The following is a 17675-nucleotide window of genomic DNA, read 5'->3' on the forward strand; positions in this document are numbered from 1 at the left end:
GGCCTATCCCTTCTCGTATCCGGTGTATTCGACGACTGCGCATCCCCATGTGAACCCGACGCCGATGCCGGTGAGCATGATCCGGTCTCCGGGGTGCAGGGCCTTGCTGCGGCGGAGCAGGTCGAGGCCCAGTAGTGGGTCGGCAGCACCGGTGTGGCCGATGGTTCTGCCGAGTTCGACCAAGGTCTGCTCGGCGCGGATCTTCAGCGGTTCGAAACATTGTTTGCGAAGTAGGACGTTGCCGAAATTCGGTACGATCCAGGTGGCGATGTCACCGTGATGAGTGGCGGCATCACCCAAAGCTGTTTCAGCGCACCGAGACAGGGCGGCCGCGTTGCGTGACCAGAACTCGTCGATGGAGTGAGTCTCGGTGAAGCCCCCCACCCGTGCCCGGAGATCGATCGGGTCGGCGGTGCCGTAGACAGGCATGCTTGTGCGCTCGTGCCCGCGGTGCATCTGCTCGAGGTGTGCATCAGTGACTACGGAAGTCGAAAGAATACGAAAGGGACCCGGATCCGGGCCGATGACAGCAGCGGCCGCGCCGTCTCCGTAGGCGAGACCGCTGTCGGAATTCCACCGGTCGAACAAGGGGAGACGCCAAGCGTCGGATGCAGTTACCAGGCCTTTGCCGTGTCCGTCGAACCAGCGGCCGATCAGTTCGATTCCGACGATTGCTCCGGCGCAGGCTGTTCGGATCTCGATCGGCAGGCAGTCGTCGATGCCAAGTTCGTTCTGAATGTAGGCGCCGCAGTTCCACGCCTCCAGGCCGTTGTGCAGAACCACTGCATGCACGAGTAGGTCGATTTCGTTGCTGCTGATTCCGCTGTCGGCCAACGCAGCTCTGCCTGCGAAGACTGCCATCTCCGGCGCGGATTCGCCGATATCAGGGTCCGACACTGCAACCGAAGTCTGTCCGGTCTTCTGATGTTCGACGGGATCGAACCGTCCTTCGGTCACCATGTCGGAGGCTTGTTCCCGCCTGTCCGGTAGGTATGAGCCGAAGCCTTCGATGTAGAGGCCGCCCCACCTCATGACGCGACCTTCGTCACCGACGTCTCACGGACGCGTAGCTCGTCGCTCTTCCTGTTCAAAAGGGCGGAGGCAGAGTTGATTCCGTCGATCGTGACATCATTGACGAAGTGGTGCCCACCGATCCCGACCGGCAAAGGCAGCCGTTGCCGCCCGTCCCGATGACGCACTGTGTCGGCCAATGCGGCGCCGAGGACGCCCGGTGTGGACAAGACGTCGTTCCAGGTGGGAAGGCCGAGGCGCCTCATTACAGTCAGGACGCGATCAAGTTCAGCTTCACTGACACTTCCCCGCAAATAACCCAGTGCAGACGTCAATGCCATGTCGACAGCTACGGCTTCACCGTGCAGAAGTTCCGGTAGTGCTTCCATCTCGAGCGTGGGCGAGAATGTGTGGCCGTAGTCGACGCAGCGTTCGAGGCAGGATTCCCACAGATTGGGCTGCAGTTCCTCGAGCATCAGGTGGATCGACTCGGCGATGACTTGTGTTGCTGCTGTGTCGAGTTCGTCGGAAGAGCCCTGAAACCTGTCATCGATCAATCGTTCCCCGAAGATTTCCAGCAGTTCGAAGAGGTCGAGGGATTTGATCAAGGCCATCTTGAGTATCTCGGCAAGGCCGTTGGACAAGTGTCGGTTGTCGAGGGTACGCAGGAATGCTCGGTCGACAAAAGTTGCCAGGGCCGGTGCATACGTCCCTAGTCGATTCTTGCCCATGCCGTAGTTGACTCCGGTCTTGACGCCGACCCCGGCGTCGACGAGGCCGATCAGTGTGGTGGGGACCCGGATGTACGGCGTTCCGCGGCGGTAGACGCTCGCGGCGAAACCGACGATGTCGAGTAGAACACCCCCGCCGATCGCGATTACCGGCTCCCTGCGTCGGTCGATGCCGAACCCGTTCATCGCGTCGACCACCCGCACCGCAGAACCCCACTCTTTGACCGTCTCGTCGGCTCGCATCGGTACGAAGGATGCTCGTATTCCGTGGTGTTCGAAGTAGCCTCGAATTCGATCCCCGTGAATTCGGTCGACGTTCGCGTCGATGATGATCAAGCGTCGGTCTCCGCGGTGTAGCGACGCTGCGCTGCACCCGTCGAGTAGTCGAGTGCTGTCCTTGGCGAACAGATTTCGTGCGGCGATCACGTGATACTCGACCTGTTTGACCGCTTCGACCTTCCATGTCGAATCGGTGGCCGCGCTGTGGCTGAGACCCAGTTTGAATGAAGCGGCACTACGCATGTCGATCCCCCTAGACGGTGTGAAAGAGCGTTCGCGAGCTGTGTCAGCAGTACGGCGGTACTTCAGTGAACGAAATGAACTTTCGAGGAGAACAGTAGGACATTCGCATAGTGATCGCTACAAGAGTAGAATAGATCACATTTGGATCGGTAGATGCTGCGGAATTGGGAGGTTGCATGGCCGGGGTGCCGGGACAAGGGCGGAAGTTCGACGTAGACGCGGCCTTGGACAAGGCGATGTATGCCTTCTGGGAGCACGGCTACGAGGGGACATCCGTTGCCATGTTGACTGCTGCGATGCAGATCAATCCACCGAGTCTCTACAGCGCTTTCGGCGGCAAGGAAGGAGTGTTCTTTGCCGCCGTCGATCACTACAACGCCACTCGCGGCGACTTCATGGACCGGGCGTTCGCCGAAGAGCGCGAGGCATCCGAATTGATTCGCCGCCTCTTGAACGACGCGGCGTCCCATTACACCGACGAGTCTTGTCCGGGTGGTTGTCTGATCATCAGCGCGGCGGTCAGCGTGACCGACGCCAACCGTCACATAGCAAACCGATTGCGCGACATGCGAAATGCCAACGTGGTATTGCTGTCGCAGAGGATCGCAGCCGATATCGCCAACGGACTCTTGCCCGCTGACTCCGATCCCGAGGACCTTGCCGAGTTCATCGGCGTAGTCATCCAAGGCATGTCTCAGCGCGCCCGAGACGGTGCAACACAGAGGCAATTGGAACTTGTAGCGAACAGGTCTTTCGACTCGCTGAACTTCTCGAAAGACCTCATCGGCTGAACAGATTTCAGTTGTTGGTCGTGGGTCGAGCTGGATTGGGTGATGGAGAGCATCGAGGTCGGTCCTAGTGACCTTCTATCCCAATATAATTCGTCACTGACCGTGATGGCTGTCGGTTCGTTGAAGGAAGGGGCGGGGCCAGGCGCCGAGTGCAAGGACGGCGAGGGTTGTCTGGACGAGTCCGGTGGTGAAGAAGATGCCCTGCAGCGGCGACCAGGCCAGGATCATGGCTATCTCGACGAAGATCCAGGTCATCATCGTCAGGCCGGCGGCGGCGTGCAGGCCCCACGTCAGACGGAACCTGTTGTGCTGAGCGAAGAGCGCGGCGGCCTGGATGCCTCCGACGACAACGCCGAGGAGGATTCCGGGCCAGAAATATGAAGGGAAGACGGTTCCCTCGATCCACTCAGGAGGCAGGCCCATCCCGCCGCCGATCGTCAGGCCCGCCATTCCTACGAGCGCAGAGAGCAGGTTTAGCCACGCGATGGCGGACAGACCGATCCGGAGACCCCGTGGAGGGAGCGATGTGGACGTCATGCCTGACAACGATAGAGAGGGTCAGTCGAGCCCGTCCATGTTCCTGCGCGTTGCCGCGCTGGCAGCGTCGGCATCACCCGCGACGATGGCTTCCACTAGATCTCGGTGGGCAGCGGCTTCGTCGTCGATCGATTCGGGGTCTCGCGCCGCGACGTCGGTGATCACGTCCAGGGCCGAGTTGCGGAGGGTTTCGATGAATGAATCGAACACCATCGACAGCACGCTGTTGTGCGCAGCATTCACCACGGCGCGATGTAGTTCCATGTCAGCGTCGACAAATTCTGTTGGTGTCGAGGCATTTTCACGCGCTTCGAGTGCTGCCTGTAACAGATCGACGTCGGCCGAAGTTCGGCGAATGGCAGCCAGGCGGCCCGCTTCCACTTCCAGGAGTCTGCGTACTTCGTAGACTTCGCGGCGGTCCGAGCGTTTGAGTTCTCGCTCGAGTTCTGTGACCGGTGTCGAGGACATGACGTAGGTGCCGGACCCTTGATGCGAGTAGAGCTGGCCCGACGCAATCAGTGCGCGAACTGCCTCTCTGCCGGTCGAACGCCCGACTCCGAGGAGTGTGCTCAGATCCTGCTCGTTCGGGATTTTGGTCCCGACCGGCCACTCGCCGTCGCCGATGAGGCGCGCAAGTTCGTCCGCGGCTTTCTGTACCAGCGACTGCTGCTTGATCTGGCGCACTGCCATGTGACTGCTCCTGACTGACTCGGTGAACCGCAATGGAGCGGCTCACCGAGTAATACTTCATGTCCTCCGATGAATCTTCAGACTACGGGGCCGTCTTATGGTTTATCGAAGGGCGATGACGTCCAGTTCGCGCTCCGTCTCGTCTTCCGGGTCGAGGCGTCGATCGTGCAAGGTGAATGCGATGACGGCGGCGACGAACAGCACTGCAGTTGTCGCCCCGATCGCCATGCGCGGTCCGAAGTGATCTGCCAGGTAGCCGAACAGCGGAGATGCGATGCCCCCCACGGACATCGCGAGTCCGAGCGTCACCCCACTTGCTGTGCCGGGGCGATTCGGTAGGTAGTCCTGCGCCAATGTCACCTGTGGCGCGAAGGGCAGGAACATAGCAAATCCGAGACAGACGATTCCCAATTCGGCAACTGCTACGTGCGGGGCGGCAGCGAGCAGTGCCAGTGAAGGTACCGCAAGCAGGTAGCCGAGTCGGATGGATGCGCGTCGACCACGACGGTCCGCGAGGACTCCTCCCAGTAGCGTTCCGGCCGCTCCTGCCAATGTGAAGGAGGACAACACGATTGCAGCGCTCGAGGACGATCCGTTCAGTGCGTTGAGCACGAACGGTGAGACCAACGACAGTGTGGTCACGTACGGAATTGACCAACAGACCGTTACCAGCACGAGTCGTGTGAACGAGCGCCAATCGTCTGACACGGGACCGTTCGCTGCCAGTTGCGCACTCAACGACTGGGCTGATTCGGCCGCACCCGTGTTGGCCGATCGCGACTGGGCGACCATCCACCAAATAGCCGCCACCACTGCAGGAACTGCGAGTAGATAGCCGCCGGACAAACCGAGTGAGCCAACCACGAGCGTGACAAACGGTGGCGCCAGCGAGGCGCCCAACGTACCGCCCACGGAGAACACGCTCATGGCTTTCTGTGAATGACCTCCAGCCGCGCGTGCCAAATTTGTGGCGGGAGGATGGTATGCGGCGATGCCGATGCCGGCCACGGCAATTGCCAGCCAAGTGACGATGTAGGTGGTGCTCATCGCTGCCACGACAATGCCTGCTGCGGCCGTCACAAAACCTGTGGGTACCAGCCAGTTTCGGCTCTTTCGATCGACCAGCATGCCGAATGCAGGTTGCACGACACTGGATAGTCCGGTCGCGGCGAGCGTGATTCCGGCGACCGCGGAATAGGAATATCCGCGTTCGAGCATCATGAACGGCAACAGTGCAGGCACAGCCCCCTGGTACAGATCGTTCACGACGTGTGTGCCGGTGAGAAATGCAACTTGCCCCTTCTTCATCTCCTTGGGCATCCCTTCGTTCAGGTCTTCAAGTCCTCAGGTCCTCTGAGGACTTGAAAGCTATCACGAACCCGCGGGCGCACGGTTGCGTTGGAGACCTGGATCTCATTCGAGACGACTGACTAACTCTCAGCAGTCGCGGCGTTGCGGGCGGCGAGTTGTGCGAAAGCGTGGGTAAGTTCTGCCGGGCCGACGACATCGATGTCGGTGTCGAATCGGTTGAAGGAGGCTGCCAGCGCCGTCCAAGACCATGATCCGGCTTCGAGACTGCACTGCTCGGGGCCAAGATCTTCGACGATGCCGTCCCCGACAAAGGGAAGAACATAACTGGCTGGTCGATGGAGAACGACCTTGCCGTGACACGGCCATTTGTTGATATGTTCCGATCCTTTGAAGCGCGCGGACACGTATTCGCTGACGTCGCCGCCGGGGATTTCCTTCGGCGTGAACCGGGGACCGTTCGGGGTGCGTGGGGTGATGCGATCGGCGCGGAAGATTCGCCAGTCGTCTCGCGCGAGATCCCACGCGACGAGATACCAGCGACGCTTGGAGGTCACCAGATGATGCGGCTCCACTCGGCGCGGGGGTGTTATTTCGCTGTTGTCGGTTGAGTGGTCGTTCGAGTAATCGAAGCGGAACACCTCGCGAGCGCGGACTGCAGCGGAAATCGCTACGAGCACCTCTGGGGACACGGAGTCTGCGTCGCCGGAACCGGCCGAAATCGTGGTGAAACTGAGCGCGTCGAGGCGATGGCGCAGACGCGACGGCATCACTTGCCGCACAGTGGTCAACGCTCGAACCGCATCCTCTTCGATACCGACGCCGGTCAGCGTCGCCGCCTGCAGCGCAACTGCCAGTGCGATGACCTGATCGTCGTCGAACAGCAGGGGTGGCAGCTCGCTGCCGGCGTCGAGTCGGTATCCGCCGTCCGGGCCCATGGTCGCCGCAATGCTGTACCCCATCTCCCGGAGCCGGTCGATGTCGCGGCGGACCGTGCGATGGCTGATGTCGAGCCGCTCGGCGAGTAGAGCGCCCGGCCAGTCGCGTCTCGTCTGCAAGAGGGACAGCAGATTCAAGAGTCGAGTGGTGGTCGCCATGCGGTGAGACTACGACGAGTCTAGGACGAAAACAGTCCTATACGGCTGTGAGAGTCGACGTTGTCAGGGAAAACCCGAGCGACGTTCGTACCAGGAGCAGACATGAGCATCAAGACAACGACCCACCTCAACTTCCGCGGAGACGCCCGCGCGGCTCTGGAGTTCTACCAGTCCGTCTTCGGTGGCCAGGTCACGATCGCAACCTACGGCGACTTCGGGATGCCCAAGGAGGTGCCCGGCGCTGAGAACGTCGTGTTCGGCCAGGTGGAGACAGAGGACGGCTTCTGTGTGATGGCATACGACATCCCTGGACAGTCGGGCGGCTCGGCCGGCAACGCAGGCTCGACACACCGCGAGAACGGCACCACGATCACCGACCAACCGTTCTTCGTCTCGGTTCGCGGTGAAACCCTCGAAGAGGTGCAGAACTACTGGGCCAAACTCTCTGCTGGTGCATCGATCATCGAGGGTCTTGCCGCCGCGGCGTGGAGCCACGGTTTCGGCATGCTCACCGACGCGTTCGGGGTGACGTGGATCCTCGACGTCGCTGCCGGCGAAAACCCGGCCTAGCTACTCCCCGTGCTGCGGCGCGCGTTCCGAGTCACCGCGTCGCAGCACCTTCGTCATTGCGGCATCGAGTCCTGTGTCGCCGAGGCAGTCACAGTGCCTTTGTCGTGAACAGCAGGTCCCCGTGGATTTCGTGAGGCTCCGCATGGTCGGTCGCCACGAATACGAGTTTTTCCAGCACACGGCGAGAAGCGCCGTTCCAGTCACGGACCGTGGCCCACAGACGTCGATAGCCTGATGCCTGCGCCCATTGGATTACCGCCCATGAGGCCTCAGTTGCATATCCCTGACGCCATGCCCTACGGAGAAATTCGAATGCCAGTTCAGGCTCTCCGTCAGGTCCGTGCTCAGTCTCGATCAGGCCGCAGTAGCCGATGACGTCATGGGATCCTTTACGCTCCACCGCCAGTAGACCGGGTTGGTGTGAGCGACTGCGAATCTGGTCCTCGATGTCTCCGATGGAGGGTCGACCATCGGAATCGATCCGACGATGCGGTGGGACACGAGGATCGCGCTCACCCCAGAGCTCCCGCAAGACAACGGCATCGGGCACACGGAACGGCCGGAGAAGCAGTCGGTCGGTCTCTAGCGAATTCTCCCGTTCGGACTGTGAAAGGGCGTCCATGTCATGGACTCTATCGGTGCGGATCACCTGCGGGCCGCGACGTACCAAATCGCTATGATCAACAAGGTTGCGGCCGAGGAGTATGCGAGGAAACCTCCCATATCGAGCCAGTTGGCCTCCCCGAACGGGCCCGGCTGTATCGGTGACGTCTCGACTGCGCGACTGCCTCGCCGTGAAAGGTGGATCCACCACACCACAGAGTTGCCGAGGCCCCATGTCAGCAGTAGCCATCGGAGTGCCCTGTCGGCAGATGGACGGTCATAGCTGCTTTGGCGCATGATCGAGTGTCCACCCTCCGGTAGGAAAACCACGCGTTTTCGGTTATTGCAGATTCGGCGGTCGACTCCGTGGACCTCGACCGTCACGGACCGAGGTCCGACCCCGGACACGACGAAGCCGCCGGACACCTGCAGGTGTCCAGCGGCTCCAGCGCGTCGGTGCCCGTCTTGCGCCTCTCGGCAAGTGGCCACTCGAAGTGGCAATTCTGGGGTGGTACCCGGGGCAAAGAATCGAACACCGACACCATCTCCAACGAACCTCCACACGGAGTTATTCCATGCTGACTTGTGCCGCGGTCAATCGTGGTCCTGCTCATCGCTCAGCTCCAGCAGAGCTGGCGACAACGGCTTTCGATTCTCTTATGCGCGCGTCGTAGCACCTCGAGGATTGCCTGGGTATGAGATTCCCTGGTCAGTAGGCGAAGCACGAGAACGGCTCAGGCCCTCATCTCGGTGTGAGATGGGGGCCTGAGGTGAGGATCTGAATCAGCCGGTGACACCGGTCAATTCGTTGGGGGCGTGATCGAGAGTGGTCTCGGTCAGGATGCTGCCGTCCTCGAGGTCGACTGCGATCAACTTCTTCGACGCTGGGTCGGTGACGTAAGCGGTGTGATCTTCTACGAAGAGCGCGGGCCTGGGCTCTTGCCATTTGGTGGGCTCGGTCCATGCGTCTATGACGGCGATCTTCTTGGTGACGACGCCGGTGTTCGGGTCGATGACGTGGATGGCGCCGTCGGTGCCGAGCACCAGTGCCTCTCCGTGTGGTCCGCGGCCGAGTGAGCGGAAGGTGTAGCTGGTGCCGAGGTCGACGAGCTTGAGTTCGGACGTCGTCGTGTTGGTCAGTGAGACCCGTTGCGGACGTTCGAGTTCGGCGTCCTTGTCGGTCTTGTAATCACCCAGCACGATGTCCGACTCCTCCGAGCCTGCCTGATTTCCGATGCGGCCGTATGCATCCGGACTCTGGACCTTGGTGATCGCTCCGTTCTTGTACACGAGCAACCCGTCCTGGCAGCCCAGCACGATGGCTTCGCCGGCAGCGACTGCTTCGCCGTGGACACCGGGGCACTGTTCGTTGCGCAGGATTTCCTTGCGGTCGGCATCGAGGATGGCAATGCCGTTGCGGGACTCCGAATTTCCGATGGTCGTCAACAGGCTGCCGTCGGCAAGTGCGACCGCAACGCCGTGATGGGGTTCTGGCGTGGTGTACGTCTCGACGCGGGGTTGGCGTTTTGCCAACTGCGCCGGATCGAAGATCTCGACGAGTCCCGAGCCGTCGTTGAAGAGGACCGTCTTTCCGGCATGGCGTACGACGTGTCCGGGCTCGTTGGCTGCGAACTCGACCTCGGACATCGCGGGATCGGCTGTGTAGTAATGAGAATGATCACCGTGAGCCGAAGACCACGTGCCGGTGTCGAGCACCTTGAATGCTTCGCCGGCAGAGATCATGACGTGGCGACCGTCGCCGGCCGGGTTGAGTCGGGTGAAGCCGTCGATCTCGGTCTCGCCGACCACGTCGAGGGAAGTTGCATCCAGCACCAGGACGCCGCCGTCGTACGACACGGCGAGACGTGGTGTTGCCGAGGCCTGTTCGGTTGGTGCGGCCGACGTCGTGGTCGTGGTTTCGGACTGGGCGGAGTCCTTGTTGTCGGACGAGCAACCCGTAACGAGGGCGAGTGAGAGGCCTACTGATGTGGCAAGGGTGAGGCGCCGCGACATGCGGGTGTTGAGGTGCATGGGTATAGATCTACTGCTTAATGTAAATGATTGTCAAAGTCGAGTATGCGAATATTCGCATGTCAGGTGTAGTCGGCTCGCTCGAGCATGCGCGAGGCGATGACCCCGAAGACGAGTCCCCAGAAAGCGGCTCCGATATTGAGTAGTTCGATGTCGGAGATCGTCACGAGGAACGCGATCAAAGCGCCGAAGGTGAATTTCCCGCCGAATGCGGTCACGAAGGCTCCCTGTAAGGCCTTGAGCATGGCCAGACCACCCAGAGTGACGATGAATGCCGTCGGAGTTCCCAACATCATCGCGACGAAAGTCGGGGCGAACAGTCCGAAGACGACGGCGAGTAAGCCGCAGAAGATTCCGGCGGTGTATTGGCGTGTCCGCTCTCCCGACGCCGTGAGCAATGCGTTCGTCGGCCCGGTAAGGCACGTCGAGACACAACCCACCGCCGCGTTCACGAGAGAGAACACACCGCAGGCAACCGTTGCTGCCCCGATCGGCGGTTGATGACCCGCTGCGCGGAGGACTGCGATTCCTTGGCCGTTCTGCACGACGACGACTGTGATCGCCAGCGGTACAACCAGTTCGATCATCGCCTGCCAAGACCAGGTTGGCGTGGTCAGCATCGGATGCGCCAGCCACTCGTGCGCGTCGCCGGCGGAGTTGAATCTTCCGGCCGCGAGTATCACGACCACGCCGACGATCAACGCGCCGAGAACGGGCGGAACGAATCTTCCCAGCTTGGCGAACACGCTCAGAGCGACAAAGGTGGCGATCATCGGCAGGGCGATCACCGCGTCGTGGGCGGGCGCTTCGACCAAATCCGTTCCGAAATGAAGGAAAACGCCTGCCACCATTGCCATTACGATGGGCAAGGGTAATGCGGCCATGATCGGTGTGACCCACCCTGTCAATCCCAACAGCAAGATCAGGGCGCCGGTCGCGAAGAACGCTCCGAGCACTTGCTCCCACGGCAGATGCTCCAACGACGCTCCGACGACAACGGTTCCGGGAATCGTCCAGAAGAAGGCCAGCGGCTGCCGGTACAGCCAGGAAGCCGTGATGGTGAGAATGCCGTTGACGAAGAAGGCACCGAAAAGCCAAGAGGCCAATTGGGCTTGACTCAGTCCACCCGCCAACCCCGCAGCGAGAATGACCGCCACCGGCCCGGTGGCCGAGAAGACGATGCCGATGATTCCGTTGGCAATGGACGTTCCGCCGAAGTCGCGCAAGACCCGCTTCGGGCCGTAGAGCGGTTGGGGGAGTGGCTCGGTGACGACGCGAACGGGCGCGGTCGTCGTAGTGTCCGGCATGTTCTCAGTTCTCCTGATGCGGATCCGAAAGCCCTCGGTCGCGGAACAAAGCCGCGAGTTCGCTCCGTGATCGCAGTCCGAGTTTCGCGTACGCGCGCGTGAGGTGATATTGAATGGTCTTGACGGAGAGGAACAATTCGCCGGCAGCTTCCTTGTTGGACTTGCCCGCTGCGACAAGGTCGGCGACGGCTCGTTCTTGCGGGGTCAGGTCGGTGATTCCCTTCTCCGTCCGCGAGAGGTTCAACCCGCCCGCGCGGAGTTCGCGCTCGCAGCGCTCGACGTAAGTAGCGGCGCCCAACGAGTGATACAGCTCGCGGGCGGCGCGGAGGACGACGTCGGCCTCCGCGCGTTTCCCGGCCCGGCGGAGAGTTTGGCCGTAGGCAAAATTGATTCGGGCTCGGTCGTAGGGGAGCGGCAGCGTCTCGATGCCGAGTAGTGCAGCATCGAAACTTTCTCTTGCCAAGTCGAGTTCGCCCCGTGCGCCGTGGATCCGGCCGCGAACGTAGCCGAGACGTGCCGCAGCTGAGCGGTGCTCCCGACGTCGTGCGGTCTGCTCGTGTGGTTGCAGAAAGGCGTCGGCATCATCAGCTCGCCCGACCATGACCAATGCATTGGCGTAGAGATCGACCCACGGCCAGAAGCCCGGCTCGTCGAGCCATTGTTGCGCCTTGCTCGAGGTGAGCGGAGCCAGCGCCACCAGAACTTCGGCGTAGTCGGCGGCGGCCTCGGCAACCTGGGCCCTGGCGAGAAGTGCAGGAACATACATGATTTCGTAGGCGTGAATGCCGGCGTACGCACGTCGCACATGGTCACGGGCCAGTTCCCAGTTGCCGCGCAGAGCGTGAATCTGTGCTCCCGACCAGTGGACCAACGGCCGGATGATCTCGATCTCGAACCGATCCACCTCGGCACCGGCGCCCTCGACGGTCGAGAGCGCTTCGTCCCAGGCGCCGAGAGCGAATTGAGTGCGGGCGAGCCAGGCCTGTGCCCACAGTGAGATTCTTGCCGAACCACTGGAAAACTCTGTGGACACAGCGCTTTCGAGGTCGCGTCTGGCGGACTCCGGGTGGTCCAACGCAAGCTCGAGCCATCCGCGTCCCATCTGGAAGCGCTGTGCTTGGGCTCCGGGGCGGACACGATCGGAGAGTTCGGCGTATGCCGCGAGCGCATTCTCGGTTCTTCCGGTAGCACCGAGCCCGAGACCCTTGATCGCTTCGGACTCCACTGCTGCGGGATCAGAAGGGCCCACCAATTCGACTGCGCGGTCAACCCACTCGACGAGCGCCGTGCCATCGAGCCGAGCCAGAGAATGCAGGACCATTCGTTGGGCGATCATCGCAGCGATGCCTGGCTCACGATCCACGCTGCAGCTGTCCCACGCTCTGGTCAGAAGATCGGCGGCCTCGGTCGGTCGCCCTCTATGGATGGCGAGGTAGCCGAGGACGGCGTCGCGGAGAGGCCCGCGCGAAATACTCTCGATCTCCGGCACGAAGACCATGGCGCGGGGGATGTCACCCGATCCGGTCAGCGCGTCGACTCCGCGGAGCAGTCGGTCCTCGTGTTCGGTTCGGGCCGTGGTGAGACGGCTTGCCGTGACCATGGCGTCGGCGACTTCCGACCACGCGCCGTCGGATGCTCGTAGTGATGCGTACGCAACGAGTTCGGCGGCGAGGTCCTCGTCATGGGTGGTGCTGGCAGCGGCAAGGTGGAAAAGCCGTTCACCTTCTCCCCAAGCGATCTCGGCTGCGCGTGTGTGCAGCAGATGCAAGTGCGCGGGTCCCAACGCCCCGCGCACTGCGGCCGTGACCATCGTGCTGCTCAGTGACACCTCGGTGCTGCCGTGCTGCTCGTGGACAGAAAGGAGGCCGCTGGCGAAGGCGCTGTCCAAGGCGCCGACCACGTCGTCGATTTCGGCCAGCTGAGCAAGATGCGACAACGTCGTGCTGCGCCCGACAACTGCTGCGGCTTCGATCAACGTTCGTGCTCCCGCCGAACACGTAGCGAGGGCGGCGGCGATCGATACTGCACGATGGCGAGGGACGGGCAAAGTTCGGTGCCACTGGGTCCAATAGGTAGGTGGCAGCTCGTCGAGAAGCGAGACGATGTCGAGTGTGTTGCCCGCGGTGAAGTCCTGAAGGGCAAGCGCGACGCCGGAGCTGAGGTCGATTCCGCTTCGCATGCGCGCGATGTCGATGATGACGGGTGCGTCGATCGGGCTGATGTGCAATCGCGTCGACCAGTGCAGGTCGAGAATCTGCCTGACATCCTCGCGCAGGAACGGCGTTTCCTCGGCGACGAGGACGAACAGCAGTGGTGCCGTTCGGCCTCGATGGAGGGCGGAGGTGATTGCCTGAAGCGAGCTGACATCGCTGTGATGGGCATCGTCGACGACGATCAGGGTCAGTTGCTCCGCTGCGTCGACGATCTCGTGTGCAACGGCGACCGGGTCCGAGTTGGAAACCGGACGTTCGAGTAGTTGATCGATCACTCCGAAGGCAGTGTTCGATTCCCACTCCAGCCCACGAGCGCGGCGGAGCGTATGAGCGGAAGAGATTTCGGCGAACCGGTCGACGAGAGTGGACTTACCGCTACCGGCATCGCCCTCGACCAGCACGAGAGTCGGCACTCCTGTCTCTGCCGCGGCCAAGGCTCGGCCGAGAACGGCGAGCTCGCGTTCTCGGCCGAGCAACAGGTCACGAAGTGTCACCCGACTACCGTAACGCCGGGCTCACCACGGGTTTCCTTTTCGGCACGGTCTCCATCGGATCGAAGTGCAGTGGCACCCAGGTCGGGTGCTTGCTTCGGCACGAAGAAGGTGACGATGGCGCCAATCACCGCGATGCCGGCGAAGACGTAGAACGCCGATTCGGAACTGATTCCGGCGCTGATCAAACTTCCGCCGATCAGTGGCCCGAATATCCCGCCCAGACGTCCGAATCCGGCGCACCACGCGACACCTGCGGCCCGAGCGGCCGTCGAATAGTAGTTGGACACGAATCCGTAGATCAGAACCTGAGTACCGATGGTTCCGACACCCGCGATGGCAACGGAGGCGAGGAGTACGGGAAGCGGGAACCCGAATGTGAACAGGAGCAGGGCGAGTGCGGCCAGGCCGAAGGTGGTTGCGACAACCCGCTGTGGACCGGTGACGTCCGCGATCTTGGAGGCGAGAAGTCCACCGATGATGGCACCGCCGTTGAGTACCAACAGGAACGAGAGCGAACCCTTCGCGTTGTATCCCGCGTTTTCCATGATCTTGGGCAGCCAGGTGTTCAGTCCGTAGGTCAGGAGGAGGCCGGCGAAGCTCATGAGGCCGAGAAGCGCGGTGCCCCAGACATATTGTCTGCTCGCCAACGCTCGGAAGCCGACCTTCTCAGCTACGGCGTCGTTGGGTCGATCTGTACCGGCAGGCAATGGAATTCCGGTTTTCGAGGAAATGGCGCGAGCTTCGTCGACACGTCCGCGAGCAATCAGCCACGCGGGAGACTCGGGCAGTTTGAACCAGGCGAGTGGGAACAGGAACACCAATGGCAGGGCGCCGACGAGGAACAGTCCGCGCCATCCGATGGAATCACGGAGAACGATCGCCAGGACGGAAGCCATGACGCCACCGGCCGGGACACCGCTGTAGACGATGGCGTTGAACAGATTGCGGCGTCCCGGCGGCGCGAACTCGGCAATCATGGCTCCGGCGGTGGCGACAAGCCCACCGACTCCGATGCCGGTGAAGAACCGCAGCAGACCGAAGGTGGTGATGCTGGTGGCGAACGCTGCCAGTGCCATTCCGACCGAGAACCAGATGATGTTGACCAGCATCATCTTTCGGCGACCGAAGTGATCGCCGATAGCTCCACACGTCAGTGCGCCGACCATCACTCCGACGAGTGCATACGAACCCAACGCGCCGGCCTGAGATGCGGTCAAGGTGCCGATATGGCTGGGGTCGTCCATGAGTACGGGCAGGATCGTGCCGTACACGACCAGGTCGTATCCGTCGAACAGAATGGCAATGGCGGCGATGGTGACCACCCACAACACTGACGAGCGATGGCGGGCACTGGCCCAGGAACCACGTTCGATCGAGGACATGGCGAATCTCCGTTCGAGAGATCAGGAATCGGGGGAGGCTGGATTCAGCCGAGGTCGCCACCGGCGACGGGCAGAACCGTTCCGGTGACATACGAAGCCTCTTCGGAGGCAAGGAAAGTGATAGCAGCAGCCTGTTCGTCCAGGGTGCCGTAACGCTTGAGTAGCGACGAGTCGACGGTCTGGTCGACGATCTGCTGGTACCAGGCCTTCTCCTCGTCGGTCTCGGCACCCGGCCCGCGTGCCACGACGCGTGGTGGCGCCTCGGTTCCGCCGGGAGCGGTTGCCACGACGCGTATTCCGTACTGTGCGACTTCCATCGCCAGTGCAGCGGTGATCGCGCTGACCCCGCCCTTGGCCGCCGCGTAAGGAACACGGTTGACACCGCGGGTGGCGACCGAGGAGACGTTGACGATGGTGCCGCTCGCCTGCTCGATCAGATGGGGCAGTACGGCGCGACACGTCCAGAGCGTGGGGAACAGTGATCGTGTGACCTCGGCTTGTATCTGCTGCGGCGTGTAGTGCTCGTAGGGTTTGGCCCAGATGGTCCCACCGACGTTGTTGATCAGGACGTCGATGCGTCCGAAGCGCTCCAATGCGGAATCTATTGCATTCTGGGCACCTTCGAACGTCTCGAGGTCCGCGGTCACCGAATGGGAACGCTCCAGCGGTGTCGCGATGTCGTGAACCAGTTCAGCTCGATCCACAAGCGCGACGGAACCACCTTCTGCGGAAACTCTTTCGGCAACGCTGCGCCCGATCCCCTGAGCCGCTCCGGTGACGACCACGACCCGGTCGTCGAACCGGCCGGCGAAGAATCTCGTGCTCACGACGCCACACTTTCCCGAGCGTCAGTGATGGCGCGGTGCATCGTCGACTTGGCGTGTTCGCTGTGCTGGACGATCAGATCACGGGCCGCGGCGCGATCATTCTGCTCGAATGCACTCACGATACGTGAGTGATCCTCCGCGACATGTTCGTCCACCCAATCGGCGGTGCGGAGCACTCGGTTCATCAGTTGTGTGACCTCGAGACGGTGGTATGCCTGCAGCAGCACTTCGTTTCCGGTGCAGCGGAAGAGGAAGTCGTGGAACAGGGCATTGGTTTCGGTGAATGCCGCTGCGTCCGTGAAGTGATCGCGGTCGATGGAAGCAGCCGAGTTCTCCGCCAGAATGCGGTACTCCGTCAACTGTGCTGGAGTGAGGCGGCCGATCGTGAGTTCCATTGCTCCGAGTTCGAGTGCCATCCGAGCGTCGAACTGTGCGTCCGACTCCGCGACCGGCAGATGTTCTTCACCGATCTCGTACGGGCCGGCAGCTGATTCTTCGGCCGAGGCTGCCGGTGAATCAGCCGGTGCTGCCGCATTGTTGAACTTTTCGAAGTAGAAGTTCGTGGGTGTGATCGATACGTCCTTGAAGTGCAGACGTACGGCTTCGACCATCGGCGGCGGGCCGCACAGGTAGACGTCTACGTTGCCGTCGTCGAGGTGATCGGGCTCGATCAAGCCCGTGACATAGCCCTCGTTCGGTGCTGTGCTGTCGGGATCGGATACGCAGTAGTCGAAGGTGAACTGGGGTAGAGACTCCGCGTAGTCGTGCAGTTTGTCGAGTTCGACGAGATCGGTGTCGGAGCTGACGCCGTAGACCAGATGGACGGGCCGAGTGGAGCTTTCGGTACGCATCTTCTCCAGTATGGAGAGCAGCGGGGCCAAGCCAGTTCCGCCGGCAAGCAGTAGGGCTCTCCGTTGACCTGACCGGAGGAAGAAGCTACCCATCGGTCCGGTCAATTCGAGAGTGTCGCCTACCTGCGCGCGCTGACTGAGATACTCGGACATCAGACCACCCGGGGTGATCTTGACCAGGAACGACGCCGACTCGACCTCAGGGCCGGAGCTGAACGAGTACGACCGCGTCGCTTCGGTTCCGGGAACGAGGATGTTCACGTACTGACCGGGGAGGAAGACCAGATCTGCGCGGTTGTCGACTGCGACGGTGAAACCCACCGTGGAATCCGAATGGCGAATGATCTCGGTGATGGTGGACGTGTACGAACCGGCAGTGGTCTTGGCGACCGCCGACGTGGTGGGAATCTGCAGCACGAGATCAGATTCCGGCACCATCTGGCACGGAAGGCAGTATCCCTGCTCGGCCTCGTCGTCCGTCAGGGCCTCCTCGATGTAGTCGCCGGCATCGAAAGTACCTGATTCACAGAGTGATTTGCAGGTGCCACATGCTCCGTCGCGGCAGTCGAGCGGAATGTTGATTCGTGCGCGGTACGACGCGTCCGCGACGGTCTCGTCGGTGTTGCATTCGACGAAGCGGGTGATGCCGTCTTCGAAACTCAGGGCTACTTGAAAGGTCGGCGCAGCTTGAATGCTCATGGGAAACAGCT

The 17675-nt window shown here is 61.8% G+C and carries 15 protein-coding genes; 2 read left to right on the plus strand and 13 right to left on the minus strand.

The genetic code is table 11. The features are described from left to right. Window positions 1–3: 3 nt before the first annotated feature. Entirely contained in the window at window positions 4–1032 is a 1029-nt protein-coding gene (locus G4D79_RS08340; RefSeq protein ID WP_075834597.1) for a 3-oxoacyl-ACP synthase III family protein, read from the minus strand. After that, window positions 1029–2264, minus strand: coding sequence for a sedoheptulose 7-phosphate cyclase (locus G4D79_RS08345; protein WP_099697118.1), 1236 nt, complete (start codon window positions 2262–2264; stop codon window positions 1029–1031). Before G4D79_RS08345 ends, G4D79_RS08340 begins: the two co-directional genes overlap by 4 nt. 176 nt (window positions 2265–2440) lie before the next feature. Here G4D79_RS08345 and G4D79_RS08350 point away from each other — a divergent pair, with 176 nt between their 5' ends. Then, window positions 2441–3055, plus strand: a complete 615-nt coding sequence (locus G4D79_RS08350; protein ID WP_099697117.1) for a TetR/AcrR family transcriptional regulator — start codon at window positions 2441–2443, stop codon at window positions 3053–3055. A gap of 93 nt (window positions 3056–3148) precedes the next feature. Here the strand turns inward: G4D79_RS08350 and G4D79_RS08355 are convergent, their stop codons facing one another. The 4 genes from G4D79_RS08355 to G4D79_RS08370 form a co-directional block, all read right to left on the minus strand. Next, window positions 3149–3592 (minus strand): hypothetical protein, encoded by a 444-nt coding sequence (locus G4D79_RS08355; protein WP_232329933.1) that lies wholly within the window; start codon window positions 3590–3592, stop codon window positions 3149–3151. 21 nt (window positions 3593–3613) lie between these two features. Next, on the minus strand, window positions 3614–4282 hold the full coding sequence (locus tag G4D79_RS08360) for a FadR/GntR family transcriptional regulator (RefSeq protein ID WP_042925196.1): 669 nt from the start codon (window positions 4280–4282) through the stop codon (window positions 3614–3616). Window positions 4283–4384: 102 nt separating this feature from the next. Beyond that, a complete protein-coding gene (locus G4D79_RS08365) occupies window positions 4385–5590 on the minus strand; it encodes an MFS transporter (RefSeq protein ID WP_235867753.1) in 1206 nt (401 codons plus the stop codon). Between the two features lie 122 nt (window positions 5591–5712). Beyond that, entirely contained in the window at window positions 5713–6687 is a 975-nt protein-coding gene (locus tag G4D79_RS08370) for a YafY family protein (protein ID WP_099697115.1), read from the minus strand. 102 nt (window positions 6688–6789) lie between these two features. On the opposite strand from G4D79_RS08370, the gene G4D79_RS08375 reads away from it, so the two are divergent. Next, window positions 6790–7257 carry a VOC family protein gene (locus G4D79_RS08375; RefSeq protein WP_065351510.1) on the plus strand — a complete coding sequence of 156 codons (468 nt, stop codon included), beginning with the start codon at window positions 6790–6792 and terminating at the stop codon, window positions 7255–7257. Window positions 7258–7345: 88 nt separating this feature from the next. Here the strand turns inward: G4D79_RS08375 and G4D79_RS08380 are convergent, their stop codons facing one another. The 7 genes from G4D79_RS08380 to benC all read right to left on the minus strand — a co-directional run bounded on the left by G4D79_RS08380 (window position 7346) and on the right by benC (window position 17664). Next, window positions 7346–7879, minus strand: coding sequence for a GNAT family N-acetyltransferase (locus tag G4D79_RS08380; RefSeq protein ID WP_099697114.1), 534 nt, complete (start codon window positions 7877–7879; stop codon window positions 7346–7348). Window positions 7880–8643: 764 nt separating this feature from the next. Further along, the gene (gene aztD / locus G4D79_RS08385) at window positions 8644–9891 is read right to left on the minus strand and encodes a zinc metallochaperone AztD (RefSeq protein ID WP_007729787.1); all 1248 of its coding nucleotides are present in this window, start codon (window positions 9889–9891) and stop codon (window positions 8644–8646) included. A gap of 62 nt (window positions 9892–9953) precedes the next feature. Next, window positions 9954–11198 carry a benzoate/H(+) symporter BenE family transporter gene (locus tag G4D79_RS08390; RefSeq protein WP_054188474.1) on the minus strand — a complete coding sequence of 415 codons (1245 nt, stop codon included), beginning with the start codon at window positions 11196–11198 and terminating at the stop codon, window positions 9954–9956. Between the two features lie 4 nt (window positions 11199–11202). After that, a complete protein-coding gene (locus G4D79_RS08395; RefSeq protein ID WP_007729783.1) occupies window positions 11203–13905 on the minus strand; it encodes a helix-turn-helix transcriptional regulator in 2703 nt (900 codons plus the stop codon). Next, a complete protein-coding gene (locus G4D79_RS08400) occupies window positions 13902–15287 on the minus strand; it encodes an aromatic acid/H+ symport family MFS transporter (RefSeq protein WP_047271892.1) in 1386 nt (461 codons plus the stop codon). Before G4D79_RS08400 ends, G4D79_RS08395 begins: the two co-directional genes overlap by 4 nt. Before the next feature lie 44 nt (window positions 15288–15331). Next, window positions 15332–16114 carry a 1,6-dihydroxycyclohexa-2,4-diene-1-carboxylate dehydrogenase gene (locus G4D79_RS08405; RefSeq protein ID WP_007729779.1) on the minus strand — a complete coding sequence of 261 codons (783 nt, stop codon included), beginning with the start codon at window positions 16112–16114 and terminating at the stop codon, window positions 15332–15334. Continuing rightward, entirely contained in the window at window positions 16111–17664 is a 1554-nt protein-coding gene (gene benC / locus G4D79_RS08410; RefSeq protein WP_099697111.1) for a benzoate 1,2-dioxygenase electron transfer component BenC, read from the minus strand. The genes G4D79_RS08405 and benC overlap by 4 nt, the downstream gene beginning before the upstream one ends. Window positions 17665–17675 lie beyond the last annotated feature (11 nt).

Source organism: Rhodococcus sp. WY5 (assembly GCF_018588185.1).
Lineage (GTDB): Bacteria > Actinomycetota > Actinomycetes > Mycobacteriales > Mycobacteriaceae > Rhodococcus_F > Rhodococcus_F qingshengii.

Coding starts and splice junctions, on each gene's coding strand:
- G4D79_RS08380 (WP_099697114.1), bottom strand. CDS start 7,879: ATGGACGCCCTTTCACAGTCCGAACGGGAGAATTCGCTAGAGACCGAC.
- G4D79_RS08390 (WP_054188474.1), bottom strand. CDS start 11,198: ATGCCGGACACTACGACGACCGCGCCCGTTCGCGTCGTCACCGAGCCA.
- G4D79_RS08345 (WP_099697118.1), bottom strand. CDS start 2,264: ATGCGTAGTGCCGCTTCATTCAAACTGGGTCTCAGCCACAGCGCGGCC.
- G4D79_RS08340 (WP_075834597.1), bottom strand. CDS start 1,032: ATGAGGTGGGGCGGCCTCTACATCGAAGGCTTCGGCTCATACCTACCG.
- benC (WP_099697111.1), bottom strand. CDS start 17,664: ATGAGCATTCAAGCTGCGCCGACCTTTCAAGTAGCCCTGAGTTTCGAA.
- G4D79_RS08355 (WP_232329933.1), bottom strand. CDS start 3,592: ATGACGTCCACATCGCTCCCTCCACGGGGTCTCCGGATCGGTCTGTCC.
- G4D79_RS08370 (WP_099697115.1), bottom strand. CDS start 6,687: ATGGCGACCACCACTCGACTCTTGAATCTGCTGTCCCTCTTGCAGACG.
- G4D79_RS08365 (WP_235867753.1), bottom strand. CDS start 5,590: ATGAAGAAGGGGCAAGTTGCATTTCTCACCGGCACACACGTCGTGAAC.
- G4D79_RS08400 (WP_047271892.1), bottom strand. CDS start 15,287: ATGTCCTCGATCGAACGTGGTTCCTGGGCCAGTGCCCGCCATCGCTCG.
- aztD (WP_007729787.1), bottom strand. CDS start 9,891: ATGCACCTCAACACCCGCATGTCGCGGCGCCTCACCCTTGCCACATCA.
- G4D79_RS08360 (WP_042925196.1), bottom strand. CDS start 4,282: ATGGCAGTGCGCCAGATCAAGCAGCAGTCGCTGGTACAGAAAGCCGCG.
- G4D79_RS08350 (WP_099697117.1), top strand. CDS start 2,441: ATGGCCGGGGTGCCGGGACAAGGGCGGAAGTTCGACGTAGACGCGGCC.
- G4D79_RS08375 (WP_065351510.1), top strand. CDS start 6,790: ATGAGCATCAAGACAACGACCCACCTCAACTTCCGCGGAGACGCCCGC.